This window comes from Phytomonospora endophytica (assembly GCF_014202425.1).
GTDB lineage: Bacteria > Actinomycetota > Actinomycetes > Mycobacteriales > Micromonosporaceae > Phytomonospora > Phytomonospora endophytica.
The window spans coordinates 27,009-52,379 of the sequence record NZ_JACHGT010000025.1 but is presented as its reverse complement, the minus strand read 5'-3'; the positions used below and the strand labels follow the sequence as shown (position 1 = coordinate 52,379).

Below are 25,371 nucleotides of genomic sequence, written 5' to 3'. Positions count from 1 at the left end.
CGGCCCGCCCGGTGTCGCCGGTGTCACCGCTCGCTGAGGGTCCGCACGGCCAGTTCGGCGACATCGCGCAGCAGCGTGTCGGGCTCCAGGGGCACGCCGGCGATCGCCGAGAAGAGGCTCGGCAGGCCGGGCAGGCAGTACCCGTCGTCGGCGGCCACGGCGGCGCCGATGTCCCCGCGCTTGGCGATGGCCTCCCGGCTGCGGGCCCACACCTCGCTGACCTCCTCGCGGGAGGGGACGCCGAAGCCGTGCCCGACGGGGGCGGCGTGCCGCAGCCGGATCAGGGCGCTGTCGCCGAAGGCGAGCGCCACCGAGCACCGGTCCTCCAGGGACTCCTGCACGGGCTTCTCCAGGCAGTTGACGACCCCGCAGCGCTGCCGGCAGCGGGCCGCGCACACCGCGAGGGCGTGTGAGACGTTGCTGTGCTGCCGGTCGAGGTAGGCGCGCCAGCCCTCGCCCGGGCCCGAGGCGACCTTCAGTGCGCGCTGGGTCGCGCCGGCGTCGGTGCGGTTGTGGTCGCAGCGGCGCTCCTCCTGCGCCTGCCGGTCGCCGAAGCGCGAGCCCATGACGTCGACGGTCGCGGGGAGCAGCGCCGGGTCGGCGGCGTGGCCCCACACCGATTCCCACACCAGCAGCGGCAGGTACTCCGACATGATGTGCGCGCAACTGACCAGTCCGGCCATGTCCCCGCGGCGCCACCGCGCCTCGAAGACCTCCAGGAGCAGCCCGAAGGCCGGGCGCATCGTGCGCAGTGCGCCCCGGTCGGCCTCGCCGGGCTCCTGCGGCATGCGGCAGCGCTTCGCCCGCGCGATGAGCGCGCGCAGGTCGGGCGCCGCGCCTTCCAGGCCCTCCATGTCGAAGTCCTCGGCGTCGAGATCGGCCAGGCGCTGACCGAACAGGCACAGCCGGCGCAGGCGGGCCAATTTCGGCCCCGACAGGTCGAGGGCCGGCAGCAGTGCCCGCACGTCGCCGAAGGCGTAGCGGTGGCACAGCGTGACGAGCAGCTGGTGGGCCAGGTCGGCGTTGGTGCTCATGGGCGCCAGTTTGGTACACGCCCGCGACTCCTGTTCAACCGGACACAGTGGGCCGTTGACCGTGTCGGTGAGAGGTGCCGCGTCGTAGGCTTCCCTCGGCGATATCGGCCCGCAGGCTTGGAGAACGACGTGACCGATGACGAGCGCGAGATCGACCTGTCCGACGACGGTGGACTCGACATCCTTCCCGACCAGACCCGCGACGACACCGATGCCGGCTGGGGCGAGCGCCGGAGCACGGTGAGCGAGGACGACCGCCGGCTGCTCGACGAGCGGCCGCCGCACTGGGAGTAGCGGGGGACCGGACGACTTTCCGCCCCGGTCGCGCACGCGCGGCCGGGGCGTTGCCGTAGCCGAATCACGAGACGAGACGATTCGTCTTGTCAAGACACGCCGGATGGTCTATCGTCGTGTTCATCGAACGAGACGATACGTCTCGTCTAAGGCGAGGAGTTCGCACTGACCGTTCCAGGCCACGTCACCGACCCGATCCGCGACAACACCAGGAGGCGAACCGTGCACACCCGGCTTTCCCTGTCCGTAGTCACCAGGCGCTACGGCGACACCCTGGTCCTCGACCAGGTGACCCTCGCGGTCAAGCCCGGCGAGAAGGTCGGCGTCGTCGGCGACAACGGCTCCGGCAAGTCGACCCTGCTGCGCCTGATGGCCGGACGCGAGACGCCCGACAACGGCACCGTCACCGTCTCCGCGCCCGGCGGCGTCGGGCACCTCGCGCAGACCCTCGGGCTGCCGGAGACGGCCACCGTCGGCGATGCCGTCGACCTCGCCCTCGCCGACGTCCGCGAGCTGCGACGGCGCCTGCGCGAGGCCGAGCAACACCTCGACACCCCCGCCGACCTCGCCGCCTACGCCGAGCTGCAGTCGGCCTTCGATGCCGTCGACGGGTACAACGCCGACACCCGCGTCGACATCGCCCTTCACGGCCTCGGCCAGGGCGGACTCGACCGCGACAGGCGGCTCGGCACGCTCTCCGGCGGGCAACGCCGGCGGCTGGCCCTCGCCGCGACCCTCGCGGCGAACCCGGAACTGCTGCTCCTCGACGAACCCACCAACGGCCTCGACGACAAGGCCGTCGCCTGGCTGGAGGAACACCTGGGCCGCCACCGGGGGACCGTCGTCGCCGTCACCCACGACCGGGCCTTCCTGGACCGCGTCACCTCGACCATCCTGGAGGTGGACCACGACGCCCGCACCGTCCGGCGCTACGGCGACGGCTACGCCGGATACCTCGCCGCCAAGGCCGCCGAGCGGGCCCGCCGCCTGCGCGAACACCGCGACTGGCGCGACGAGCTCGCCCGCAGGCTCGCCCTGGTCGACGCCAACGCCGGGCGCCTGGCCGTGATCCCGCGCAAGGCACCGGCCTCGTTCAGCGGCGCCGGGGCCTTCCGGGCGCGATCGCGGGCGCACGGGGCGATGAGCCGGATCCGCGACGCCAAGGAACGGGTGCACCGCCTGACCACGTCGCCCGTCGAGGCGCCGCCCGAGCCGCTGAGCTTCACGGGCCGGTTCGGCGGCGGCGAAGGCGCCGCCGCCGAACTGCGCGACGTGCGCGTCGACGGGCGGCTGCGCCTCGACGGCGAGCTGACCATCGCCCCCGGCGACCGGCTGCTGGTCACCGGACCCAACGGGTCGGGCAAGACCACGCTTCTGCGCGTCCTCGCCGGTGAACTGGCACCCGACGCGGGTGAGGCGCTGGTGCGCGGCCGCGTCGGGTTCCTGCGCCAGGAGGACGCCGACGACGAGGGCCGTGGCTCGCTCCTGGCCGCCTACGCCGCCGGGCGCCCCGGGCCGCCCGAGGAGTACGCCGACGAACTGCTGGCGCTCGGGCTGTTCCGGCCGGCGGACCTGCCGCGTGAGGTGCGGGTGCTGTCCACCGGGCAACGACGACGGCTGGAACTGGCCCGGCTGCTGGGCGAGCCCGCCGGACTGCTGCTGCTGGACGAACCGACCAACCACCTCACGCCGGCGCTCGCCGACGAGCTGGAGGCGGCACTGGAGGGCTACCCGGGCGGGGTGGTGCTGGTGAGCCACGACCGTCGGATGCGGGCGGCGTTCAAGGGAAGGGAAATGGAGGTGGAGGCCGTGGGCACGCCTGCGGGGGCCGGGAGGTAGGGCGGTGCCGTGATCCCCGTCTCGCCACCCCCGTGTCCCCACCGCCGTCGTCCTAGCCTGGCGTCATGACCGCGCTTCCCCTCCCCGAACTCGTCGAAGCCTGGGTGTCGGGCTGGGCGCTGTCGCGCGCCACGCCCGCGCCGATCGCGATTCCCGGCGGCGTCCGCGTGGAGGTCGGCGACGTCGGCCACCGCGTCCGGCACGTCTTCCACACCTACGACCGCGAGCGTCTCGCCGCCGTGCCCGCCGGGCCGGGCGCGTGGATCAAGACGGCCGGTGAACTCCCGCCGATGCCCGGCTGGACCCACGGCCCGCCCGGGCACCTGATGTCGATCGAACTCAAGCGGGAGAAGACCGAGCCCCCGCCCGGCTACACACTGCGCATCGTCGACGGCCCGGTCCTGCGGTCCGTCATCGAGGCCGCCGACGGCACGACCGCCGCCCACGCGCACATCGCCGTGGAGACCGGCTCCGCCGTCATCGACCGTGTCGAGACCGACCCCGCCCACCGCCGTCGCGGCCTCGGCCGCGTCGCCGTGGGCGCCCTGACGACGCGCGCGTCGGAACTGGGCGCGCGCACCGGCGTCCTCGTCGCGACCGACGTCGGCCGCGACCTGTACACGGCGATGGGCTGGACGTGGCGCTCTCATCTGCCGTCGGTGTTGGTCCCCGAGACCTGACACGCGAAACCGCACCGCCCGAAAGGGCGGTGCGGTGCGAACTCGCGGCGAGCGCTAGGCCTTGCTGTCGGCCTTGGCCTTCGGCTTCGACTCGGCGGGCTTCGACTCGCTCTTCGGCGAGGAGCCCGTGGCGGAGCCCGCGTCCGAGCTCGACTTCGTCTCGGTCGCCGAGGTGCTCTTCGACGACTCCTTGGACGACCCGGTCCGGTTGTCGGTCCGGTAGAAGCCACTGCCCTTGAACACCACGCCCACGGCCGAGAAGACCTTGCGCAGGTCACCCGAGCACGAGGGGCACTCCTTGAGCGGCTCGTCGGTGAACTTCTGCGCCGCCTCCAGCTCGTTGCCGCACTTGGTGCAGGCGTATTGGTACGTAGGCACGTCGTTCCTCCGGTCAGCAGCTTTAGCACTCAGCTTCGCCAAGTGCTAATTGTGCAGTGAACGGCCCGGATCGTCCAGCCGGGGCGGCGGTGAGAACCGCCGCATCACCCCGGTGTCGCGTACCAGCCCCTCGGTGTGATGATCCCCGTCACACCCCTGTCGTGGTCCTCGCCGGGCACCTCGTCGACGAACTCGCCGTCGTCGAGGAGCGCGATGACCGGTGTGGACGGTGCGACGCGGGCCAGTGCCCGGTCGTAGCTGCCGCCGCCGCGGCCGAGGCGGGTGCCGTCGGCGCCGACGGCCAGGGCGGGCACCAGTAGTACGGCGGCCTCGGTGACGGCTTCGCGGCTTCCGGTGCCGGCGGGTTCGCGCAGTCCGCGCAGGGCACCGGCGGAAAGCACGCCGGTGTAGGCGATCCAGTCGAGGTCGAAGTCCGCGCGGAAGACCGGCAGCAGGACGCGGTGACCGAGCGCGGTCAGGAAATCGGGCAGCCCGTCGCCGCCGGGCTCACCGGCCATCGGGACGTAGGCCGCGACGGTCGAGCCGGGCTCGGCGAGCACCGGCAGGGTCGCGGCGAGGACGGCGCGGATCGCCTCGTCGGCGGCCATGCGATCCTTTGTGGACAGTGCCCGTCGCCCGGCGAGGAAACGCGACCTTAGTGCCGTCTTTTCCGATTTCTCCACTGATCCCAACGCATTTCACCTTTCCGGGGACACAAGCCGCGCGTAGCCCGGCGCGGTGGTCAATCGTTGTCCAAACGTGGTGTGCTGGCAAGGCGGACCGATGGTTACATTGCTTCGCGCCGACTGTGGCCCGTGTGCGCGGACGGTGTCGGTCTGCGAGCACGCGGACTCGCTCGCGATGCCCCGGCGGACCCTGACACGCAGAGCTGAGGTGACCTCGACATCATGACCTTGCGCGCCCGGCTCACGGCCGCGTTCCTCGCCGTCGTGCTGGGACCGGTCCTCCTCGGCGCCCTCTTCGTCGGCGTCATCGTCACCGCCGTCGGCCAGAGCCGGGCCGAGGAACGCCTCGAATACGGCGCCGCCGCCCTGCACACCGCCGTCGACTCCCTCTGCACCCGCCTGTCCGGCACCGCCGAGACGCTCGGCCTGATCGCCACCGAGTCGGGCGCCCTCGACGCCCCCCGCGCCACCGAGTACGCCGGGGCGCTCGTCCGCCGCGGCCTCGCCGAGGCCGTCACCGTCACCGACGCGGGCGGCACCGCCGTCGCCGACGCCGGTGCTCGCGTGCACACCTGGACCGACTGCGCCGACACGACCACCGTCACCACCGGCACGGGCGCCGGCGCTTCGGGCGGCGAGTCGGTCGCGGCCCTGTCGGCGCACATCTCCCTCTACGACAGCGACGGCCGCGCCATCGGCACCGTCCGCGCGGGAGTCGCCGTCGACGCCGGGCTCGTCGACAGCCTCGCCGCCGTGTCGGGCTGCGGCGTCACCGTCATCGGCGCCGACGGTGACGCGCCCCTGTCGAGCCTCCCCGCCGACGAGGCCACGTCGGTCGCCGCCACGGCTCGCGGCCTGAGCTCCGGCCGCTTCGAGGACACCGACGACGGCGGCCTCGTCCGCGTCGTGTCCGCCGACGGCGGCCAGCCCCTCGACCTCGCGCTGAGCACCGACAAGAACCTCCCCACCGGCCTCTACCCGCTGCTGCTCCTCTCCGTGGCCGTCGCGGGGTTCGCCGCCGTCGGCGTCGCCTGGTGGCTGGCCCGCTCGACGACCCGCCCGGTCACCGAACTCGCCGCCGCCGCCGACCGCGTCGCCGCCGGTGACCTCGAAGCCCGCGTCCCGGTCCGCGGCAGTGACGAGGTCGCCGCCCTGGCCACGAACTTCAACCGCATGACCCGCGAGATGCAGGGCTACGTCCAGGCCCTCACCGCCAGCCGCGACCAACTGCGCGGCAACCTCGGCCTCCTCGGCGACACCCTCTCCTCCACACACGACCTCGACCGCATCCTCGAAGTCATCCTCAGCACCGCCATGACCGCCACCGGCGCCCAGTCGGGCGCGATCCTCCTCGTCGACGACGAAGAGGACGCGACGACCACGCCCGCCACGCTCGTCGCCCGCTGCCACGCCGGAGTCATCGCCGGCGACCCCCGCGCGGCCGGCGGCATCCGCGTCCGTGTCGGCGAGGGACTCCTCGGCCGCATCGTCGCCGGAGGCGAACCCCAACGCGGCCGCGTCACCGAGGAGACCGCCTTCGCGCCCCAGGAACCCCACTGCCACACCTACATCGCGGTGCCCTTCACCGGAGCCGACGCCCTCGTGCGCGGACCGGGCAAGACCGCGCGGCCCGTCGGCGTCCTCGCCCTCTACGACCGCCTCGGCTTCGACGAGTTCGACGACACCGACCTGTCCACCCTGCGCACCTTCGCCGGGCAGGCCGCCGTCGCCGTCGAGAACGTCCTGCTGCACGAGGAGGCCCAGCGTCTCTCCCTCACCGACCCGCTCACCGGCCTGTGGAACTACCGCTACCTCAAGGTCACCATGGACAAGGAGGTCGAGCGCGCCCACCGCTTCGGCCGCCGCACCGCCGTCATCGCCATCGACCTCGACCGCTTCAAGGACGTCAACGACACCTACGGTCACCCCGTCGGCGACCAGGTGCTCATCGAACTCGCCTCCCGCATCACCGCCCAGATACGCGAGGTCGACTTCGCGTTCCGCTACGGCGGCGAGGAGTTCGTCGTCCTGCTCCCCGAGACCGACCGCTACGGCGCCATCCCCGTCGCCCGGCGACTCGGCGAGGCCATCCGCCGCGATCCCTTCCCCCTGCCGCCGAGCGCCGACGGCACCGCCCGGACCGTCCCGGTGACCATCTCCATGGGTATCGCGATCTTCCCCGACCACGGCGAGTCCGGCGCCGACGTCCTCGCCTCGGCCGACGAGGCCCTGTACGCCGCGAAGGCCGCGGGACGCGACACCTACCGGGTGTCGAAGTCCGATCCCGAGAAGACCCCCGACACCGACGGCAGGGACGAACGGCCCGTGACCGGCCCGGGCGACTGAACGGATGGTCCGCCCCGGCCACGAAGCAAGATCGGAAACGGCCCGTGACGGATCGAACCGGCGCGTACGGATCCGGGCGACCGAACGTCCAAGGGTTCAGGCCGCCCGACACCCGTCACGGAGATCGCTGCCGCAACTGCGGACGGTGAACCCGTAGGCTCCTACTCATGTCGAACCGTGAGCCAGCCCCCCCGGTCCGTCCACTGAAGGCGGTAATTCCGGCTGCCGGATTCGCCACCCGCTTCCTGCCGGCGACCAAGGCGGTGCCCAAAGAGCTCCTGCCCGTCGTCGACCGGCCCGTCCTCCAGTACATCGTCGAGGAGGCCGCCGCCGCCGAGATCCGGGACATCCTCCTGGTCACCGGGCGCGGCAAGACCTCCATGGTCGACCACTTCGACCGGCGCCCCGACCTGGAGGCCCGCCTCATCGAGAAGGGCGACGACGAGCGCCTGCGCGCCATCCTCGAACCCTGCGACCTCGCCGAGATCTACACCTGCCGCCAGGGCGAACCCCTCGGCCTCGGGCACGCCATCTCCTACGCCGAGTCGCACGTCGGCGACGACTCCTTCGCCGTCCTGCTCGCCGACGAGTTCACCGAGATCGGCGACCGGCTCCTCCCGCGCATGCTGGCACGCCAGGCCGAGACCGGCGGCATCGTGCTCGCCCTCATGGAGGTCCCCCGCGACCAGGTCGACCGCTACGGCGTGGCCGCCGTCGAAGGCGAAGGCGACATCCTCAAGGTCACCGGCCTGGTGGAGAAACCCGCCGTCGACGAGGCGCCCAGCAACCTCATCCTCATCGGTCGCTACGTCCTTCCCCCGACCATCTTCGGGGCCATCGCCGAGACCAAACCCGGCCGCGGCAACGAGATCCAGCTGACCGACGCGATGGTCCGTCTCCTGGAGGCGGGCACGCCCGTGCACGGTGTCGTCTTCCGAGGCACCCGCTACGACACCGGCGAACCCGCCGGCTACCTCCAGGCCGTCGTGCAGCTCGCCTGCCAACGTGATGATCTCGGCGCGTTTCGCGACTGGCTGACCCGATTCGTGGAAACTCAGATCCAGTAGTGAATGGGGGTGTACTTCGATGGCCGAACTCCATCCGGACGCACAGCGGGGCGAAGACGTGGTGCCACTCGTGCGGTTTCTCAGCGACGCGCTCGCCAGGGTGCGGCCGCTGCCGTCCATTGATGTGCACCTGACTCAGTCGCACGGGCACGCGCTGGCCGCCGACGTGACCGCGCCGGGCCCGATCCCGGCCTTCGATCACGCCACGGTGGACGGTTACGCCGTGCGCTTCGACGACGTGGTCGCCGCGACCGAGCGCCGCCCGGTGCAGCTGAAGGTCCTCGGGGACGTGGCGGCGGCGTCGTGGCGGCCGGTGCGGATCCTGCCCGGCACGTGCTTCGCGGTCGCGGCGGGCGCGCCCCTGCCGACGGGGACCGAGGCGGTCGTGCCCCTGTCGTGGACCGACCAGGGCATGGCGACCGTCGAGATCACCGAGGTGCCCAAGCGCGGGTACGGGCTGCGCCGGACCGGCGACGAGGTCGCTTCGGGCGCGGTCCTCGGCCGCGCGGGCCAGACGGTGAATCCGCACCTGATCGCGCTCTTCGCCGCCTCCGGCGTGAGCGATGTCCACGTACGGCCGGAGCCGCGCGTGGTCATCATCGCCACCGGTGACGAGCTCATGGACGCCGGGCGGATGAGCCAGCCCGGCCAGGTCGTCGACGTGGACTCCCCGGCGCTCACGGCGGCGGCGGCCGAGGCGGGCGCGCACGCGTTCCGGATCGGCATCTGCGACGACGAGCCCGAGGCGCTGCGGACGGTCCTCGACGACCAGACCCTGCGTTCCGACCTGGTCATCACCACCGGCGGCACGGGCGTCGGCCCCGGTGACATGGTCCGCCGGACCTTCGGCCGGGACGGGGCCGTCGACTTCGCGACGGTGTCGATCTTCCCGTCCTCCACACTCGGTTTCGGCACGATCGGACCCGAGGAGATCCCGATCATCTGCCTGCCCGGCGAGCCCGGCGCGGCCCTGATCGCCTTCGAGGCCTTCGCGCGCCCGATCATCCGGCGGCTGGCCGGTGTCGAGCCGGTGTTCCGCTCGCAGGTGAAGGCGCACCTGCTGGAGACCGTGTCGTCCCCGGCGGGCCTGCGGGAGTTCCGGCCGGCCGAGGTCACCGAGCGCCGGGGCGGCGGGTACACCGTGGCGCCGCTGTCGGGCGGTCCGTACACTCTGTCCGGTCTGGCGGTGGCGAGTGGCCTGATGGTGCTGGGGGAGAAGGTCACGAACGCCCCCGCGGGATCCACAGTGGACGTACTCCTCTTTGACAGGCGACGATGACCGACGAACGGATGGGCTGGCCCGTGGTCCTCACGGACGGCCCCGTCACACTCCGCCCCTACAAACGCGGCGACGCCAAGGCGTGGAGCCGGATGCGCCGCGCGAACGAGAACTGGCTCGCGAAGTGGGAGCCCACGCCCCTGGGCTCCTGGTACGACACGCACAACCCCGCCGCCTTCCGGGCGCTGTACCGCGACCTGGCCAAGTCGGCCAAGATCGGCGCGGCCATGCCCTTCGCGGTCTGCTACGAAGGCGCGTTCGTCGGGCAGCTGACGGTCGGCAACATCGTCCGCCGCGCCTTCCGCTCGGCCTACGCCGGCTACTGGGTCGACCAGGGCCACGCGGGGCTCGGGATCACGCCGACGGCGCTCGCGCTCGCCGTCGACCACGGCTTCGCCAACGGCGGCCTGCACCGCGTCGAGGTCAACATCCAGCCCGACAACAAGCCCAGCCAGCGGGTCGTGGAGAAGCTCGGGTTCCGCCGGGAGGCGCTGCACGAGCGCTACCTCTACATCGACGGCGGCTGGCGCGACCACATCGGCTACGCGGTGACCATCGAGGACGTCGTGGAACCGGGCGGGCTGCTGGGCCGGCTGAAGGGCTCGGCCTCCTAGACGGCGTAGGTGAAGACCTCCGCGCCTTCCCGCACGAACACCGGGATCCGCTCCAGCGGCGCCGCCGCCTCGACCGTCGTGCCGCCCTCGATCACGTCGCCGGCACCGAGTCCGCGCCAGTTCGCGCCCGCCGGGAGGTGGACCTCCCGGCTTCGCGCGCCCGCGGTCGTCACGGGCGCGACGAGCAGGTCGGGGCCGAGCATGAACTGGTCGGCGACGTCCCACGCGCGTTCGTCGCCGGGGAAGTCGAAGAACAGCGGCCGCATCGGCGGCGCGCCCGTCAGGTGCGCCTCCCGCGACAGCGTCGCCAGGTAGGGCCGCAGTCGTTCGCGCACGGCGAGGTGCTCGCGCAGGATCGCGTAGGCCTCCTCGCCGTAGGACCACACCTCGTTCGGGCCGCCGGTCATGTCGGTGGAGAAAGAGGTGAAGTGCGGCCTGCGGTCGCCGTGCAGCCGCATCACCGGGCTGAAGGTCCCGTATTGGAACCACCGCACGAGTAGCTCGCGGTAGGCCGGATCACCGGGGTCCCCGCCGGAGAAGCCGCCGATGTCGGTGTGCCACCACGGGATCCCGCTCATCGCCACGTTCAGCCCGGCGGTGATCTGCGCGGCGAAGGACGCGAAGGTCGGCGCGACGTCGCCCGACCACAGCGCGATCCCGTCGCGCTGCCCGCCCGCCCAGGTCGAGCGGACCAGGCTCAGCGGGCGCTCGACACCGTCGGCGCGCTGGCCCTCGGTGAAGGCGCGGTGGTGCAGGGCGCCGTAGACGTTGCCGAAGGCCGCGCCGTCGCCGATCGCGTAGCGGGCGCGGCGGCCCGTCCACGGCGGGCCGACCGGCTCGTTGGCGTCGAGCCAGAACACGGCGACGCCCGGGTAGTTGCGCCGCATGATCGCCCACATCGCCTCGCGCGCGGCCGGGTCGGTCGAGTCGATCAGCGCGCACGGCGACCTGTCGCTCCCGACGGCCGGCCACGTGTGCGTGAGCAGGCCTCCGCGCACGTCGCCGACGAGGTGACCGGCGGCCTCCAGTGCGGCGAAGTTCTCGCTCTCACGGTCGACGGTCGGCCACACCGACACCGCCAGCTTCACGCCCATGCCGTCCAGTTCGGCGATCATCGCCGCCGGGTCGGGCCAGTCGGCCTCGTCGAAGCGCCAGTCGCCCATGCGCGGCCAGTGGAAGAAGTCGCACACGATCACCGACAGCGGCAGGCCACGCGCGCGATGCTCCCGCGCCACCGACAGCAGTTCCTCCTGCGAGCGGTAGCGCAGCTTCGACTGCCAGAACCCGGTCGCCCACGACGGCAGCTCCGGCGCCGGGCCGGTCGCCTCGGCGTAGGCGGCCAGGATCTCGGCGGGGGAGTCCCCGGCGGTGACCCAGTAGTCGATGCGGTCGCCCGCGTCGGCGACCCAGCGCGTCGTGTCGGCGCCCAGCTCCACGCGCCCGAGCGCCGGGTTGTTCCACAGCAGCCCGTACCCGCGTGAGGAGTGCAGGAAGGGGATGGACACGACCGTGTTGCGCTGCACCAGGTCGACCACGTGACCCTTCTGGTCGAGGCGGCCGTGCGGCTGCTGACCGAGCCCGTGCAGGCGCTCACCGTCGTAGGCGGTGAAGTGCTGCTCGATCGCGCGCGACTCGTCGTCGGGGCCGGGCAGGACGCGCGGGCCGGGCGTGAAGGCGCGAGTCCCGCGCTCCGCGAGCAGCTCGCGGCCGCCGGCGGTGTGCAGGAAGCGGATCCGCCCGTCCTCGACGGCGACGGTGATGCGGCCGTTGACGAGCCGGCCGCCGTCGAGGCGGGCGACGGAAGGCGACGGCGGCCGGTCGAGCGCGCCGGGGAGTTCGGTGAAAAGTCCGGCCGGGCCGGTGGCGGCGCGCACTCGCACGGAATGCGCACCCCACGCCTCGATGCGGACGGTCTCGGTGTCCGTGCCGAACACGAGGGCGGCATTGGCCGACATGGGGCTCCCTGGCCAGGATGGAAAGCGCTTTCCGGCGGAGTCTAGGAGCCTTCGGCAAGATCGTCAAGCCACTCCGGAGCGTCCACTTCGGACCGCGCGCCGCCGCCGCCGACACCCACATATCCACACGCTTCACGCTCCCGGCGGCGTACCCTCGGGTAACAGCGGAAGGGTGGGAGCTTCAGGATGCCGACGTCGGTGCTGCTCGCGGTGCTCGCCGCGGCCGGGCTGCTCGCCCTGGCCCCTGCGCTGGTGCGCCGGTACGACGCGGGCGAGCGGATCGCCGCCGAGCGGGCCACGTCCGACGCGCGTGTACTGTCCCGCGACCGTCGCAAGCGGACGGTGCCGGGCGTGCTCCCTCTCAACCCTCCGCTACCGGACGATCACACCGGAGTCGACGATAGCGTCGGCTGCGCCGAAGACCCAGCGGAGAGTCAACCTCCCGACAGTGCGCGCGGCGGGTGGTCGCGTGTTGGCCGTGCGCGTGCCTCCTCGGTACGGTTGACCGCTCAGACTTCTCAAGCACCGGTGGGTGAAGCGGACGTGGCAACGATCGAACGACGCGCCTGGTGGCGCCGTCGGCATCGCCGCATCCTCATCGGCATGCTCGTGTTGAGCTTCGCCGAGCTGCTCGGGGTCATCTTCCTCGGACCGGGATTCTGGATCGGCTTCGCCGTGGTCTTCCTGGTGACGCTCTGGTACGTGCGCTACCTGCGCCTCCGCGCGCTGGCCTCCTCGCGCGACCAGCGTCGTGCGCTCCCGTCGGCCGAAGGGCCGCGCCACTACCTCCCGCGTCAGGCGGAGGGACCCCTCGCGGAGTCCGACCCCGCCTGGGTGGAGGAGTCGGACGAGACCGACTCGCGCTGGCCGCAGGAGCCCGGGCCGGTCGCCTATGACGACGAGGACGACGAGGAGGACGACGAGGGCGACCAGGGCGGACCCGCGCCGGTCGAGCCGCCGCGGCGCCGCGGCGGGGGTATCCGGGGCCGCTCCTACGAGTCGCCGGCCGCGAATGTCTGAGGGGTGGGGCCGGGCCTCACCCCTCCACATCGGCTCCCCGGTATTCCCGCAGGCCCGCGACGAACTTCCGGCGCAGCGCCGGGATCTTGTGGTTGGCCCGGAAGAAGGTCCGCGCCATGGCCAGGGAGATCCGTCCGATGACGGGCTTGTGCAGCGGATCGGAGCCGCTCATCCCGTTCTGGGCCAGGGAGTCGGCGACGCGCGCGGTCCCGTAGGGCAGCATCGCGGCCTCGTAGTCGCCGACGGCCTCGACGAGCTTCTTCTCCCCGTCGCGGACCCGCGCCAGTTCGCGTTTGAGCAGTGTCGCGTCGCGCAGGGCGGTGTTGGCGCCGACGCCCATGCCGGGCGTCATCGTGTGGATCGCGTCGCCGAGGAGCGTCACGTTGCCCGGTTCCCAGGGCTCGACCGGTTCGGAGGTGCGGATGCGGACGGCGAAGCAGCTGCCGGGGTCGGAGCGGCGCATCAGCTCGCGCATGTCCGGGTGCCACTTCGCGGTCATCCTCAGCGCGACGTCGAGCAGTTCGCGTCCGCGCAGGTCGGTGACGTTCGCGGGGAAGCGGTCGGCGCGGGCCGAGTAGCCCCAGTTGAGGTAGTCGCGGGTGTTGTCGTAGAGCAGGCCGGGCCAGCGCGCGATGAGTTCGGCGTCGTTGCCGCCGATGCCGTCCTTGACCTTCCCGTCGCGGTCCCACTTGAACTCCATGGAGTGCAGGATCATGAACTGTCCGAGTGGCGCGAAGAAGGTCGAGATCCCGTTGAGCGCGACCTCGGGCACCAGCGCGCGGTTCTCGGGCGTCGAGGCCGCCTTGGCGGCGATGGCGACGACGCCGGAGTCGCGGACGACCGCGCCGGGCAGGAACTGGCGGCGGACGGGGGAGTTGGTGCCGTCGGCGGCGACGAGCAGGTCGCCGGTGGCGGAGGTGCCGTCGGCGAAGTGGGCGGTGACGCGGCCGTCGGGCGTCCGCTCGTAGTGCGTGAAGGTCTTGCCGTAGGAGACGACGTCGTCCATCTCCGACAACAGCACCTGCCGGAGGGTCATGCGTGAGACGGAGTGTTCGGCCTGCCCGGGATCGTCGGGCGGCTCGATCTCGAAGGACGCGACCGGCCGGTACTTCTCGGTGTAGACGTTGAAATGCCGTGGCGCTCGGGCGCAGGTCGCGACGAAGGTGTCGAACAGGTGCGGCGGCAGGCATTCGCGCAGGGCGCGCGCCCCGGTCGGGCTGATGCCGACGCGGTAGCCGTGCAGGCCGTCGGCGCGGGTCTTGTCGCGTTCGTAGACGGCGACGGAGATCCGGCGCCGCGCAGGCCGTGCGCGAGGCACATGCCGCCGGTGCCGGCGCCGATGACGAGGACGTGGAAGCGGTTCACGGTCGGGCTCCTTCGAAAGGTGGCGGGTCAGCGGCCGGGGTGCTCGGCGGCGGGGTCGACGACGGTGACGGGGGTGCCGTCGCGGTGGGCCCGGCGGGCGTCGGCGACGAACTCGCGGGTGAAAAGGGCCGACAGGACGGCCACGCCGCCCCGGTTGACGCGGATCTCGCCGTCGCGGATCTCACCGGTCAGGCGGATCCGGCGGCCGGTGTTCGCGTTGCCCTTGACGTGGTCCTTGACGCCCCCGCGGCCGGTGACGCGCAGGTCCCAACGATCGACGACGGTGTCGTCGGCGACGAGGAGTTTCACGGTCGAGCGCTCGGCGTCGAGGGTGATCTCGATGTCGCCGGCGGGGATGTGCGGCGAGCGGAGGTCGATGACGACCTGGGCGCGGTGGGCGCGGATCTCGATGTCGCGGCTCTCGGTCCAGTGACCGAGTTTGCGGACGAGGGTGTTGAAGGCGGGGACCTGTTCGGTGGTGGCGCTCATGGGATCCTCCCGGGTTTCCTTGGCTATCATGTAACTCGATAGTCGAGCTATTTATATCTTGAAGGTCGAGGTACTTGAATGTCAAGTGATTCCTTGGAGAAACTGCGGGCGGCCCTGGGCGGCGAGGTCCAGGCCAACCAGTCGGCCGTCGACGCCTTCGACGAGCGGGCCGCGACGATCCTTGGCGTCAACCGGACCGACATGCGCTGCCTTGAGCACCTGCTCGACACCGGCGACGCCGCCCCGACCGAGCTCGGGGCCCTCCTCGGGCTGACCACCGGCAGTGTCACGGCGATGCTCGACCGCCTGGAGAAGCTCGGTTATCTCACCCGCAACGCCGATCCCGCCGACCGTCGCCGCGTCGTCGTCCGCGCCACCGACCTGGTCCGCGACCGCGCCATGGCCCTCTACATGCCGATGGTCGAGGAGGGCGACCGGCTCATGCTCGGCTACAGCGCCGAGGAGCTGGAGTTGATCATCGGTTTCCTGCGGGTGACCAGGGGCGTCTACGAGCGGCAGCTCGACCGCGTGCGAGCGATCGAGCCGTATGTGAAACGCAAGCGCTGATCAGGTTTCCCTCTCGCGGGGGAGGGGGCCACCGCTCGCCGGGGAGCCGGTGGCGGCCGTGGGCGGAGATGGTGGATCCATGACCGCGAACGCCCGTCCCGCCCCCGCCCCACCCGTGCTGATCGCCGCCGCCGGCGGACTCGCCTACGTGGCGAGCAAGCTGCACTTCGCCGCGTCCGGTGAACTCGGCATCGCGGGCTTCTACGCCATGCCCGAGGCTCAGGCCGCCTTCGGCGACGCCACCGCCGCGCAGCTGGGAAACGCCGCCATCGGCCTGGTCGCGGTACTGGTGGTCCTCGCGCTGCTGCGCCCGCCGCGCCACCGGCTCGCGCGCCTGGCCCTGCTGGCGGCCAACTGGGCGGGCGCGCTGATGATCGGCGCGGGTGTCGTCGGCTTCATCCTGCGGGCCGCCGGCGCGACGTCCAGCGTGGACTGGGCGCCGACCGGCTGGCAGGCGTGGGCGACTCTCGCGGTCGGCGCGGCATGGGTCGCGGGATGGCTCACCGCCCTGCTCGTCAAGCGCTGAGCGCGGCGGCGGCCATCCTCGCCAGGGTCGGCGCGAACCCGCGCACGTCGCCGGGTTCGCGCAGGACGAACAGCCAGGCGAAGACCGGCCCGAGCAGCATGGCGTGGACGACCGCCGCGTCCGGCCGCGACGTCAGCTCGCCCCGCGCGACCGCCCGGTCCAGGACGGCCGTGACGTTGGCCCGCTGATGGGCCACGAAGGTCTCCCGCATGCGGGAGACCACGGCGTCGTCGCTCATGTCGGCCAGCAGGCCGCCGAGCGCGCCCGCCACGGCCGGTCCGGACAAGGTCGCGGCGATGACCTCGGTCAGCCACTCCAGTTCCGCCCGCAGCGAACCCAGGTCGGGCGGTGACTCCAGGTCGAGGCCGTGCACGGCGGCGGCGAAGACCATTTCCTGCTTGGTCTCGTAGCGGCGGTAGATCGCGGCCTTGCCGATTCCCGCGCGCGCGGCCACCGCGCCGACGGTGAGACCGGCGTAGCCGCCCTCGACGAGCAGCTCGCGGGTCGCCGACAGGATCGCGGCGTCGACGCGTTCCTCGCGCGGGCGGCCCCCGCGTGCCGTGGGTGCGGACATCGTGCCAGAATACAGAACCATCAGTTCCGAAACTGTTGGTTCCGTAAAGGAGGCATGTGATGCGACCCCCGCGCAAAACCATCTGGTCCGGCGCGATCCTGATGGTCCTCGGCGCCCTGCACCTCGCCATGACCTTCGCGCTGTCCGCCCGCCACATCCCGGGCTGGCTCGGCCGGGGCCTGTGGATGAGCGAGAACCCCGACCTCGACATCTCCGCCCTCCCACCCGAGATCGGCGGATTCTGGTTCTCCTTCGGTAGCTTCGGGCTCCCGCTCATCCTGCTCGGCGCCCTCGTGACGCACCTCGGCAAACGCGGCCAGACCGCCCCCGCCCTCATCGGCTGGGTCATCGGCGCCTGGGCGCTCCTCGGCGCCTACCTGCTCGAACCCTCACCCTTCGCGCTCGCCGTCATCCCCGCGGTCATGATCGTCACGGCGGCGCGCGCCGCGACCCCTCAGAGCACCGCCGTGCCCGCGAGCGCACCCACCCCGTAGGTGACCGCCGAGGCGACCGCCACGATCAGCAACTGCCGGGCCGCGCTCCACCACGGACCGCGGCCCGAGCCGACGCCCAGATTGGCGCCGACGCCGAGCGAGGCCACCGCGGTCATCGCCGCCGACCAGACCACCGCCGTCGCCCCGCCGGTCACGAACCACGGCAGCAACGGCACCATCGCCCCGACCGCGAACAGCAGCAGCGAACTGATCGCGGCGATGACCGGCGACCCGGCGTCCTCAGAACCCACCCCGAACAGGATCCGCGTGCTGTCCTTGGCCGCCGTCCGCCGCACCGACACGACCCCGCGACTGGCCTTCTCCGCCGTCGCCGCGTCCAGGCCGTGCTCCCGCATGCTGCGGGCCAGCCGCGACAGGACCACCGGCGGCGACAGACGCCACGCCCGCTTCAGCGAACCCTCGATACCGCCCGCCACCTCGACCTGACTGCGCACCGAGACCCACTCCCCGGCCGCCATCGACAAGGCCCCGGCGACCAGGCTGGCCACCCCCGACAGCCGCACCGTGCCCGGATCGGTCGCGGCACCGGCCACGCCGAGCGTCAGACACAAGTTCGTGACCAGGCCGTCGTTGACACCGAGGACCGCCGCGCGGATCCCACCACCGGCGACCCGGTCGGCGGTCCGCTTGACCTCGTCGAGAGTCTCCTCGGCCTCGGCGTCGTCCTTGGGGGACCGGTTCTTCGGATCCCAGTCGGGCGCCAGCGCCGACCAGTCGGTGGGCTCAGTCATCGTCGTCCCCCTTGACCCGCAACAACGCGTCGAACACGTCCCGCCGCTTGAGGCCGTGCCGCTGCGCGACATCCGACATCGCCGCCTTCCGCGGCATCCCGTCGGCCTCCCGCGCCGCCACGGCCGCGGCGATGTCGGCGTCGGACAACTCGCCCGGCTCCGGCGGTTCCGCACCGGCCACCACGAGCGTGATCTCACCGCGAGGGGCGTCGGCGGCCACCGACTCGGCCAGTTCGGCGAGCGTGCCCCGCCGCACCTCCTCGTAGGTCTTCGTCAGCTCCCGGCACAGCGCGGCCTGCCGGTCGGCGCCGAACTCGTCGCGCATGTCGGCGACGGTCTGCTCGACCCGGTGCGGCGACTCGAAGAACACCATCGTGCGCTGCTCGTCGGCCAGCAGCGCGAACAACTGCCGCCGCGCACCCGGCTTCCGGGGCGGGAAACCCTCGAAGCAGAAACGGTCACAGGGCAGCCCCGACACCGCGAGGGCCGTCGTCACCGCCGAAGGACCCGGCACCGAGGTGACCGCGATCCCCGCGGCGACCGCGGCCCGCACGAGCCGGAAACCCGGGTCGGACACACTCGGCATGCCGCCGTCGGTGATGACCGCGACGGTGAACCCGGCTTCGAGCACCTCCAGGAGCCCACCCTCTCTTTCGGACTCGTTCCCCTCGAAATAGGAGACGACCTTCCCTTCCGGTGAGACACCGATCTCCCGGGCGAGTCGCTGGAGCCGGCGAGTGTCCTCAGCGGCCACAACGTCGGCCGTGCGGATGATCTCGGCGATCCGAGGAGAGGCGTCGGCGGGGTTTCCCAGGGGCGCGCCAAGGAGGATCAAGCGGCCGGATGCTGCGGTAGACACCCGCTCAGCTTAGGATCGCGTGGATGACCGCCATCGCCGAACGGGAGGACACCGCCGTCAGCGTGCCCTCGGTCGCCCCCGACGTACGCGAACGGCTCGCCCCCCGCGCGCCCGACGACCGCCTCCGCGGCTGGCTCATCACCGGCGCCGTCGTCGCGATCGCCGCCGTCCTGCGCCTCGTCGGCCTCGTCCACCCGCGCGGAATGATCTTCGATGAGGTCTACTACGCCCAGGACGCCTGGGATCTGCTGCACCACGGCGTCGAATGGGACGACCGCAACGGCAGCGGCGCCTTCGTCGCGCACCCACCGCTCGGCAAATGGTGCATCGCCCTCGGCGAATGGCTCTTCGGCTTCAACGAGTTCGGCTGGCGCATCTCCGCGGTCGTCGCCTCGCTGATCTCGGTGTTCCTGATCATCCGCATCGCCCGCCGTCTCTTCGGCTCCAGCGTGCTCGCCGGCGTCGCCGGGCTGCTCATGGCCGTCGACGGCATGGCCTTCGTGACCGGACGCACCGCCCTGCTCGACGTCTTCCTCATGGTGTTCGTGCTCGCCGGGTTCTACTTCCTCGTCCGCGACCGCGAACAGCGCCGCCTGCGCTGGCTGCGGGCCATGGAGAACGGCCTCGACACGACCCGCCGCAGGCCCGGCTTCGCCGTGCCGTGGTGGCGACTCGGCGCCGCCGTCATGCTCGGCTGTGGACTCGGCGTCAAATGGAGCGCCGTCTGGTACATCGCCGTGTTCATGGCGCTGATCTTCGTGTGGGAATGGCGCGCCCGGCGCTCCGCCGGAGTCCGCCACGCCTTCCGCGACACCCTCATCGACGAACTCGGCTGGCTGTTCCTCTTCGGCGTCATCGTCGGCGTCGTCTACCTCGCGACCTGGACCGGATGGTTCATCAGCGACGACGGCTGGGGCCGCCACTGGGCCGAGTCCCAAGGACGCGGCGAACCACCGATCTGGGGCGCGATCAGCAACCTGATCAAGTACCACGAAGACGTGCTCAACTTCCACGAGCAACTCGCCTCCCCCCACACCTACCAGTCATGGCCCTGGCAGTGGATGCTCGACGCGAGGCCCGTCGCCTACTACTGGAGCACCGAAGTCGACTGCGGCGCCACCAGCTGCGCCGCCGAAGTGCTGCTCCTCGGGACACCCCTGCTGTGGTGGTCGTTCATCCCCGCCCTCATCGCCGTCGCCGTATGGGGACTCGCCAAACGCGACTGGCGATCCTGGGCGCTCCTCGTGTCCGTCGCCGCCGGGTTCCTGCCATGGATGAACTACCCCGACCGCACCATGTTCTACTTCTACGCCCTGCCCGCCGAGCCCTTCCTCATCCTCGCCGTCGTCTTCGCCCTGGGCATGATCGGCGGATACGGCCGGACGGCCACCGTCGAACGCCGCCTCACCGGCGCCTTCATCGTCGCCGGATACGTCACCGTCGTGGCTCTCTGCTTCGCCTACTTCTACCCGATCTACACGGGTATGGCGATCCCCTACGACGACTGGTACGCGCGCATGTGGCTCGACAAGCTATGGATTTGAAAGGCCCCCGGGGGGCCGTGTTAAGGTACTACCCGGTCCACCGCACAGCACTACGGTGCGGAAGACCGGGCCTGGGGCTGTGGCGCAGTTGGTAGCGCGCCTCGTTCGCATCGAGGAGGCCAGGAGTTCGAATCTCCTCAGCTCCACTCTGTTGGCTGGCGACTTCGTCGCCGTTGGGGGGAGACTTCGTCTCCACCCCAAACCCCCCTCTCCCTCCCGAGGGTTGCGGTGGGGGAGGTGCCCGGCGTCAGAGCCGGTGCGGAAGGTGCCACCTGGTCTTGCGGCCGGGTGGCTTTTCTGTGTGCGGCTTCGCCGTGTGCGCGGGGCTGCGCGCCGCCTGGGCGCATGGCTACTCTCCACGGCATGACTGGCGTCCAGAAGTTCCGCGATATTGCCAGGCTCATGACCGAACTCGAAGCGGGCGTGGGGTACAGCGCCATCATCTTCGGCCGCGCCACGCCCACGGCACCCGGCGAGATCTATCTCAAGCTCATCTCCGATCGTTTCCACCGGTCCCGGTGGCACATCATCGGCGAGCCGACGGCGATGAAGGGCCGGGCCGGGAAACTCGTGATGCTCGTGGAGCGGTTGAACGAACTTCCCGTGGTCGAATGGCGCGGCACGCTGTGGCTCCAGGACCGGGACCTGGAAGACCCCGACGCGGTCTACCTCAAAAGTGAGCTGACCGGGTTCCTCGGGCTGTTCGGCCCGAGGAAGTGGCGTGTCAGCGTTGACTGAGTTGGGGCCGAAGGGGCGACACGGCAACCGAGAAGGGGGCACGGTGAGCGGCGGGAGCGACGACATGTCGCTCCCGCCGTTGTCGTTCGGTGTCGTTGTGTGTGGGGGCTAGAGGTCGAAGCCGCCGGACTTGACGGTGGCGAGGAACGACGTCCAGTTGGGGTGGTCGGCGGTGAGGACCGGACCGGTGCGGTGCTTGGTGTCGCGGACGGCGACGGCGGGAGTGGGGGAGGCGGCCGAGGCACCGACCTCGACGCAGTTGTTGCCACCGCCACTGCCGCTGCGGCTGCTCTTTCGCCAGGCACTGACGTTCACAGGTTGTCCCTTTCGGCGATGATCAAACCTCTGGATGCCGCCGGATCAAGGCTGGCAGCCAGGAAGCGATCATACGCTCGGGACAACACTTCAACTGTCGGTCCTTCGACGCAAATGTCTCCCGCAGGAGTTCCGACGTAGGCGACCTCGGGGTACGGATCCATGAGATCGAAGACTTCGAATGAGCCTGTCACCCCGGCATGCGCCGAACTCGGCAGGACCCTCAGCTCGACATTCTGGCGTTCGCTTGCCTCCAGCAGGTAATCAAGCTGTGCCTTCATGACTACTCGCTCGCTGACGACCCGCTGAAGAAGACTCTCGTCGATCACGGACACAAGACCGATCGGGTCGTGACGCGTGAGAATGTGCTGGCGAGTCATGCGGACCTCAAGCCAGCGCGCGATGTCCACATCAGACGAGGACGGATCCACCAGTCGCATTACCCCTTCCGCGTAGGCGGGCGTCTGGAGGAGCCCAGGCAGCGAGTTCATCTCCAGGCTGCGGATCGACACGGCCTTGGACTCAATCCAAGCCCGGTCCATCAACGTGGCGACGACGTCGCCTTTGTAGCCGTCCCACCAGCCTGATTGAGCAGCATCTCGGCGGATGGTCGCCAGATCGGCTCGTCTGTGCGGATCCGTGATGCCGCACATGTCCAGATACCCGTCCAGCACTTCTTCGCTGACCGGAATCCGGCCGTCCTCCATGCGGCTGACCGATGAGGGATCGCGCCGGATGTGCGCCGCGGCATCCCGTGCGGTCAGGCCGGCCTCGACCCGGATTTCTTCGAGAGCCTTGCCGAGCCAGATTCCCCGGAGCGTGCGCTTCTGGAACCGCTTGTCAGCCACTTCGCCTCCTAGATCAGAAGTTCTTCGCTAGACACAGCTGTGCAAGGTTGCGCAGGTGCATCGCCCATGATACAAACAATCGTGAGCTCGGCAACACAGGCGGTAATCGAAGGCTTGTGGGCTGGGAAAAGACACCGGGGCGGGATCCTGATTGGCGTCCGGCCCGCCCCGGTCCATAACAACCGGAGGTAAACACCCCGATCACCTAACTGTCTACCACCAGGGTCGGACAAAACCCCAATAGCTCCCCCGGGACGGTGGGCCCTCCCGGGGTCGAGAGGGCGGGCAGCCCACTTCACGCACCACCGCCATCACCGCAGACGGCCACGCGCGTGCCTTCTTCCCCGGCAGGCACCGCACCGTCTGGGCGGTCGGTCGGCGCTGCCCGCCCACCCCACAGCACCACCACACGACTTCCCGAACGGAGCACCACCATGCCGACCGTCAACCGTGAGTGGGCCGCCTACTGGCGCGCTCTTCTCGCCTGGCACGTCAACAACCCCCACGACGACATGTGCGCCTGCGGCGACCGTTCCCCCGACTGCCGCATCCGGCGGGTGGCGGTGAAGAAGGGCATTCTGCGGGAGGTCACCGAGAACCTCGACCACATGGGCGGTGGGCTGTGACCCTCGCGATCCCCCGCCAGCGCGTCACGTCCTCACCCGTCGAGTTCCACCTCAACCTCGCCCTCGTCCGACACCGCCGCCAACAATCCGTCCTCCGGGAGCACAAGCCGGGACGGCGACGCATCCGCATCGTCCGCTTCGCAGGCTTCCCCATCCCCGCCCTCGTCGCCCGATGCCGCTGCTGCAACGCCATCTGGCCCTGCCGCGAACTCATCACCGTCCTACGCGACTGGTTCGGCTGGACACGACGACTCGACCGCGCCCTCACCCTCCTCCGCCGCAATCTGGAGATCACGCCGACCACACTCGACCCCTAAGCCGTTCGCCCTCGATCACTCGCCCGACGGCGAGGCCGACGGACCGGGCGCTCAACGGCCGGTCGCCGGACGGCTTCCCTCCGCTCTCCCGTCACGACAGCTCCCGCACGGCCGCGAGCACAGGTTCGGGCCGGTCGTGGTGGATGTAGTGGCCCGCGTCAGTGACCGCACTGTGGACACAGCGATCCGTGCAGCCGTCGGCGCGGATCCTGGCGGCCGCCGCGTCCCGGGATCCTCGTACGGCGCTGAGGATCCGCGTCGGCACCGGCGGCGACGGTGGTGGTGGGTCGCCCGCCGGAATCCGGGCCTCGTCGCGGATCATCGCGACCTGCCCGCGCGTCGTGTAGCAACCGAGGTACGCGTGGACGAGCGCGTCGCGGACCTCCGGGTCGGCGGTCGCGGCCTCGGCGAGCCTTCGTGCCTCACCGGCGGCGAGCCGTCCGAACAGTCCCAGCCGGAACGCCGCCACCAGCAGCGAACCCATGGCCCGTTCAGCGAGCCGCAACGGCCACGGCACACCCGCCAGAACCTTCACGTCGAAGGGATCCAGCAGTACCAGGCCCGCGACCGGCTCCCGTGCCGCCGCCAGCCGCGCCAGCAGGCCACCCCAGCTGTGCCCGACCACGACCGACGGACCGACCTGCGCCAGCAGCGCGGCCAGGTCGGCGACCTGTCCGTCCAGGTCCAGCGCGGGCGCGGGGTCGCTCATGCCGGTGCCCGCGCGGTCGTAGGCGATCACCCGATGCCCGGCCGCCAGCTCCGGCAGCACCGTCGCCCAGGTCAGGCACGTCTCCCCGGCCCCGGCGACCAGCACCACGGGCGGTCCTTCGCCGGCCTCCACCCAGCGCAGGCGCCGCTGACCCGGCCGGGTCAGCGACCCGCGTTCGACCGGCCGCCCGCACAGCGCGGACAGGGCCTCCGTCATCGCGTCCATGCCGGGATTCTCGCCCGGATCGCGGTCCGGCGCTGTCCCGCGACGCCGTCCGGGAAGCGTTGGCGCGCCTAACCCGCCACCACCGCCGCGAGATCCTCCCGCAGTCGCCGCTGGCGCTCCTCCGACAGCGGCGAGAACAGCTTCTTCTCGACCGCGCGCACGGCGACGCTCGCCTTGCGCAGCAGCGTCCTGCCGTCGGCGGTGAGCTCGGTCGGCCGGGCCCGTCCGTGGGCCGCCTGTTCGGGGCGGGTGAGCAGGCCGCTTTCCTGGAGGCGGTGGACGACGACGTTCATCGACTGGCGGGTGACGAAGGCGCGGCGGGCGAGTTCGGAATTGGACAGTCCGGGCTCGCGGCCGAGTAGTTCGAGACACGCGTACTGCGGGACGGTCAGGTCCAGCGGGCGCAGCGTCTCGTCCATGGCGGTGCGCATGGCGGCGTGCACCTGCTTGAGGACGTAGCTGACCGACCTGTCGAGTTCGCCGACCGCCTCCGGTTGCTCCATGTCAGTAGTTTGACATAGGCTCCCAATGTCAGGACATTGACATGAGGAGGACGATCATGAACGGAAAGGTCACGTACTTCGAGCTGCCGGCCGGCGACATCGCGGCGACCGAGCGTTTCTGGGGCTCGCTGTTCGGCTGGCGGTTCCGCGCGGGCAACTTCCCCGGCTACTCGATGATCGACGGGTCCGCACCGACGGGCGGTTCCCCGCACGACGACGCCTCGCGGCATCCGCGGATCTTCTTCGCCGTCGACGACATCGCCGCCGCCGTCGCCCGCGTGCGCGAACTCGGCGGCACGGCGGACGACCCGGTCACCATCCCGTCGGGCGCGTACGCGCACTGCGTCGACGACCAGGGCGTGGCGTTCAGCCTGTCCGAAGAGCCGGGGGAGCGTTCTTGACGCGCCACGCTGGCGACGGCCCAGGGTGACGGCGATCCTCGGGTCGACGCTGCTGGTGATGGCGGGTCACTTCACCGTCTACACCTACATCGGCGCGATGACCTCGGAGGCCTTCCCCAGGGCGCTCACCGTGACCCTGTCCGCCCGGGGCGTCGGCGTCCTCGCCGGCAACGTCGCCGCCGGGCACCTCGTGGACAGGCGCAGTCAGGAGTGGACGGCGGTCACGCTGCTCGGGCTCCCGGCCGCGGGTCTGGCGTTGCTCGCGACAGCACTGACGTCGCGGAGGGACGGGGTGCGGTCCGGACGGGTGTGACGGCGGGCCGGTAG

General features: G+C 71.3%; 29 protein-coding genes, 1 tRNA gene and 1 pseudogene. 18 read left to right on the top strand and 13 right to left on the bottom strand.

The genetic code is table 11. The features are described 5' to 3' along the window. Positions 1 to 23 precede the first annotated feature (23 nt). Positions 24 to 1,034, bottom strand: coding sequence for a hypothetical protein (locus HNR73_RS37490; RefSeq protein ID WP_184792834.1), 1,011 nt, complete (start codon positions 1,032 to 1,034; stop codon positions 24 to 26). A 129-nt stretch (positions 1,035 to 1,163) separates the two neighbouring features. Between HNR73_RS37490 and HNR73_RS37485 the strand changes: the two genes are divergently transcribed. The 3 genes from HNR73_RS37485 (at position 1,164) to HNR73_RS37475 (ending at position 3,847) form a co-directional block, all read left to right on the top strand. After that, on the top strand, positions 1,164 to 1,328 hold the full coding sequence (locus HNR73_RS37485; protein WP_184792833.1) for a hypothetical protein: 165 nt from the start codon (positions 1,164 to 1,166) through the stop codon (positions 1,326 to 1,328). A 222-nt stretch (positions 1,329 to 1,550) separates the two neighbouring features. Continuing rightward, positions 1,551 to 3,167: a ribosomal protection-like ABC-F family protein gene (gene abc-f / locus HNR73_RS37480; protein WP_203686940.1), complete on the top strand. Its 1,617-nt coding sequence runs from the start codon at positions 1,551 to 1,553 to the stop codon at positions 3,165 to 3,167. Between the two features lie 65 nt (positions 3,168 to 3,232). Then, positions 3,233 to 3,847 (top strand): GNAT family N-acetyltransferase, encoded by a 615-nt coding sequence (locus HNR73_RS37475; RefSeq protein WP_184792832.1) that lies wholly within the window; start codon positions 3,233 to 3,235, stop codon positions 3,845 to 3,847. A 54-nt stretch (positions 3,848 to 3,901) separates the two neighbouring features. Here the strand turns inward: HNR73_RS37475 and HNR73_RS37470 are convergent, their stop codons facing one another. Both HNR73_RS37470 and HNR73_RS37465 read right to left on the bottom strand, forming a co-directional pair. Next, positions 3,902 to 4,225 carry an FmdB family zinc ribbon protein gene (locus tag HNR73_RS37470; protein ID WP_184792831.1) on the bottom strand — a complete coding sequence of 108 codons (324 nt, stop codon included), beginning with the start codon at positions 4,223 to 4,225 and terminating at the stop codon, positions 3,902 to 3,904. Between the two features lie 104 nt (positions 4,226 to 4,329). Next, positions 4,330 to 4,917: a 5-formyltetrahydrofolate cyclo-ligase gene (locus HNR73_RS37465; RefSeq protein WP_184792830.1), complete on the bottom strand. Its 588-nt coding sequence runs from the start codon at positions 4,915 to 4,917 to the stop codon at positions 4,330 to 4,332. Between the two features lie 216 nt (positions 4,918 to 5,133). Between HNR73_RS37465 and HNR73_RS37460 the strand changes: the two genes are divergently transcribed. From HNR73_RS37460 to HNR73_RS37445, 4 genes are all read left to right on the top strand, one after another. Then, a complete protein-coding gene (locus tag HNR73_RS37460) occupies positions 5,134 to 7,257 on the top strand; it encodes a GGDEF domain-containing protein (RefSeq protein ID WP_184792829.1) in 2,124 nt (707 codons plus the stop codon). A 167-nt stretch (positions 7,258 to 7,424) separates the two neighbouring features. Next, entirely contained in the window at positions 7,425 to 8,324 is a 900-nt protein-coding gene (locus HNR73_RS37455; RefSeq protein ID WP_184792828.1) for a UTP--glucose-1-phosphate uridylyltransferase, read from the top strand. A 19-nt stretch (positions 8,325 to 8,343) separates the two neighbouring features. Beyond that, entirely contained in the window at positions 8,344 to 9,603 is a 1,260-nt protein-coding gene (locus HNR73_RS37450) for a molybdopterin molybdotransferase MoeA (protein WP_184792827.1), read from the top strand. Continuing rightward, entirely contained in the window at positions 9,600 to 10,217 is a 618-nt protein-coding gene (locus HNR73_RS37445; RefSeq protein ID WP_184792826.1) for a GNAT family N-acetyltransferase, read from the top strand. The genes HNR73_RS37450 and HNR73_RS37445 overlap by 4 nt, the downstream gene beginning before the upstream one ends. Here HNR73_RS37445 and HNR73_RS37440 read toward each other — a convergent pair. Continuing rightward, a complete protein-coding gene (locus tag HNR73_RS37440; protein WP_184792825.1) occupies positions 10,214 to 12,172 on the bottom strand; it encodes a glycoside hydrolase family 31 protein in 1,959 nt (652 codons plus the stop codon). The genes HNR73_RS37445 and HNR73_RS37440 overlap by 4 nt on opposite strands. 186 nt (positions 12,173 to 12,358) lie before the next feature. Between HNR73_RS37440 and sepX the strand changes: the two genes are divergently transcribed. Then, complete coding sequence (sepX, locus tag HNR73_RS41335) at positions 12,359 to 13,192, top strand: divisome protein SepX/GlpR (RefSeq protein ID WP_444544132.1); 834 nt, start codon at positions 12,359 to 12,361, stop codon at positions 13,190 to 13,192. A 16-nt stretch (positions 13,193 to 13,208) separates the two neighbouring features. Here sepX and HNR73_RS37430 read toward each other — a convergent pair. Both HNR73_RS37430 and HNR73_RS37425 read right to left on the bottom strand, forming a co-directional pair. Then, a pseudogene (locus HNR73_RS37430) lies at positions 13,209 to 14,512 on the bottom strand (FAD-dependent oxidoreductase). A gap of 72 nt (positions 14,513 to 14,584) precedes the next feature. After that, positions 14,585 to 15,046: a hypothetical protein gene (locus HNR73_RS37425; protein ID WP_184792824.1), complete on the bottom strand. Its 462-nt coding sequence runs from the start codon at positions 15,044 to 15,046 to the stop codon at positions 14,585 to 14,587. 78 nt (positions 15,047 to 15,124) lie between these two features. Here HNR73_RS37425 and HNR73_RS37420 point away from each other — a divergent pair, with 78 nt between their 5' ends. Together HNR73_RS37420 and HNR73_RS37415 are read left to right on the top strand one after the other, a co-directional pair. After that, positions 15,125 to 15,613, top strand: a complete 489-nt coding sequence (locus HNR73_RS37420) for a MarR family winged helix-turn-helix transcriptional regulator (protein WP_184792823.1) — start codon at positions 15,125 to 15,127, stop codon at positions 15,611 to 15,613. Between the two features lie 79 nt (positions 15,614 to 15,692). Next, complete coding sequence (locus HNR73_RS37415; protein ID WP_184792822.1) at positions 15,693 to 16,139, top strand: hypothetical protein; 447 nt, start codon at positions 15,693 to 15,695, stop codon at positions 16,137 to 16,139. Here HNR73_RS37415 and HNR73_RS37410 read toward each other — a convergent pair. After that, positions 16,129 to 16,713 (bottom strand): TetR/AcrR family transcriptional regulator, encoded by a 585-nt coding sequence (locus tag HNR73_RS37410; protein WP_184792821.1) that lies wholly within the window; start codon positions 16,711 to 16,713, stop codon positions 16,129 to 16,131. The two genes, HNR73_RS37415 and HNR73_RS37410, sit on opposite strands and share 11 nt — an antisense overlap. 59 nt (positions 16,714 to 16,772) lie before the next feature. Here HNR73_RS37410 and HNR73_RS37405 point away from each other — a divergent pair, with 59 nt between their 5' ends. Then, positions 16,773 to 17,207, top strand: coding sequence for a DUF6463 family protein (locus tag HNR73_RS37405; protein WP_184792820.1), 435 nt, complete (start codon positions 16,773 to 16,775; stop codon positions 17,205 to 17,207). On the opposite strand, the gene HNR73_RS37400 is transcribed toward HNR73_RS37405, so the two are convergent. Beyond that, entirely contained in the window at positions 17,168 to 17,959 is a 792-nt protein-coding gene (locus HNR73_RS37400; RefSeq protein WP_184792819.1) for a VIT1/CCC1 transporter family protein, read from the bottom strand. The genes HNR73_RS37405 and HNR73_RS37400 overlap by 40 nt on opposite strands. Further along, entirely contained in the window at positions 17,952 to 18,818 is an 867-nt protein-coding gene (gene rsmI / locus HNR73_RS37395) for a 16S rRNA (cytidine(1402)-2'-O)-methyltransferase (protein ID WP_184792818.1), read from the bottom strand. Before rsmI ends, HNR73_RS37400 begins: the two co-directional genes overlap by 8 nt. Positions 18,819 to 18,841: 23 nt before the next feature. On the opposite strand from rsmI, the gene HNR73_RS37390 reads away from it, so the two are divergent. From HNR73_RS37390 to HNR73_RS37380, 3 genes are all read left to right on the top strand, one after another. After that, complete coding sequence (locus tag HNR73_RS37390; protein WP_184792817.1) at positions 18,842 to 20,362, top strand: dolichyl-phosphate-mannose--protein mannosyltransferase; 1,521 nt, start codon at positions 18,842 to 18,844, stop codon at positions 20,360 to 20,362. A gap of 73 nt (positions 20,363 to 20,435) precedes the next feature. Continuing rightward, positions 20,436 to 20,508 (top strand) — tRNA-Ala (locus HNR73_RS37385). Positions 20,509 to 20,725: 217 nt separating this feature from the next. Then, a complete protein-coding gene (locus HNR73_RS37380; RefSeq protein ID WP_184792816.1) occupies positions 20,726 to 21,100 on the top strand; it encodes a hypothetical protein in 375 nt (124 codons plus the stop codon). Positions 21,101 to 21,208: 108 nt separating this feature from the next. On the opposite strand, the gene HNR73_RS37375 is transcribed toward HNR73_RS37380, so the two are convergent. Both HNR73_RS37375 and HNR73_RS41105 read right to left on the bottom strand, forming a co-directional pair. Further along, on the bottom strand, positions 21,209 to 21,415 hold the full coding sequence (locus tag HNR73_RS37375; protein WP_239122383.1) for a DUF397 domain-containing protein: 207 nt from the start codon (positions 21,413 to 21,415) through the stop codon (positions 21,209 to 21,211). After that, positions 21,412 to 22,263, bottom strand: a complete 852-nt coding sequence (locus HNR73_RS41105; protein WP_184792815.1) for a helix-turn-helix domain-containing protein — start codon at positions 22,261 to 22,263, stop codon at positions 21,412 to 21,414. Before HNR73_RS41105 ends, HNR73_RS37375 begins: the two co-directional genes overlap by 4 nt. Positions 22,264 to 22,697: 434 nt before the next feature. On the opposite strand from HNR73_RS41105, the gene HNR73_RS37365 reads away from it, so the two are divergent. Together HNR73_RS37365 and HNR73_RS37360 are read left to right on the top strand one after the other, a co-directional pair. Then, a complete protein-coding gene (locus tag HNR73_RS37365; RefSeq protein ID WP_184792814.1) occupies positions 22,698 to 22,889 on the top strand; it encodes a hypothetical protein in 192 nt (63 codons plus the stop codon). Then, the gene (locus tag HNR73_RS37360) at positions 22,886 to 23,206 is read left to right on the top strand and encodes a hypothetical protein (protein ID WP_184792813.1); all 321 of its coding nucleotides are present in this window, start codon (positions 22,886 to 22,888) and stop codon (positions 23,204 to 23,206) included. Before HNR73_RS37365 ends, HNR73_RS37360 begins: the two co-directional genes overlap by 4 nt. A 91-nt stretch (positions 23,207 to 23,297) precedes the next feature. Here HNR73_RS37360 and HNR73_RS37355 read toward each other — a convergent pair whose 3' ends face one another. Beyond that, positions 23,298 to 24,140, bottom strand: a complete 843-nt coding sequence (locus HNR73_RS37355; RefSeq protein WP_184792812.1) for an alpha/beta fold hydrolase — start codon at positions 24,138 to 24,140, stop codon at positions 23,298 to 23,300. Between the two features lie 68 nt (positions 24,141 to 24,208). Further along, positions 24,209 to 24,643: a MarR family winged helix-turn-helix transcriptional regulator gene (locus tag HNR73_RS37350; RefSeq protein WP_184792811.1), complete on the bottom strand. Its 435-nt coding sequence runs from the start codon at positions 24,641 to 24,643 to the stop codon at positions 24,209 to 24,211. Positions 24,644 to 24,699: 56 nt separating this feature from the next. Here HNR73_RS37350 and HNR73_RS37345 point away from each other — a divergent pair, with 56 nt between their 5' ends. Next, a complete protein-coding gene (locus HNR73_RS37345; protein ID WP_184792810.1) occupies positions 24,700 to 25,044 on the top strand; it encodes a VOC family protein in 345 nt (114 codons plus the stop codon). 25 nt (positions 25,045 to 25,069) lie between these two features. Beyond that, entirely contained in the window at positions 25,070 to 25,357 is a 288-nt protein-coding gene (locus HNR73_RS37340; RefSeq protein ID WP_184792809.1) for an MFS transporter, read from the top strand. Positions 25,358 to 25,371: the final 14 nt, after the last annotated feature.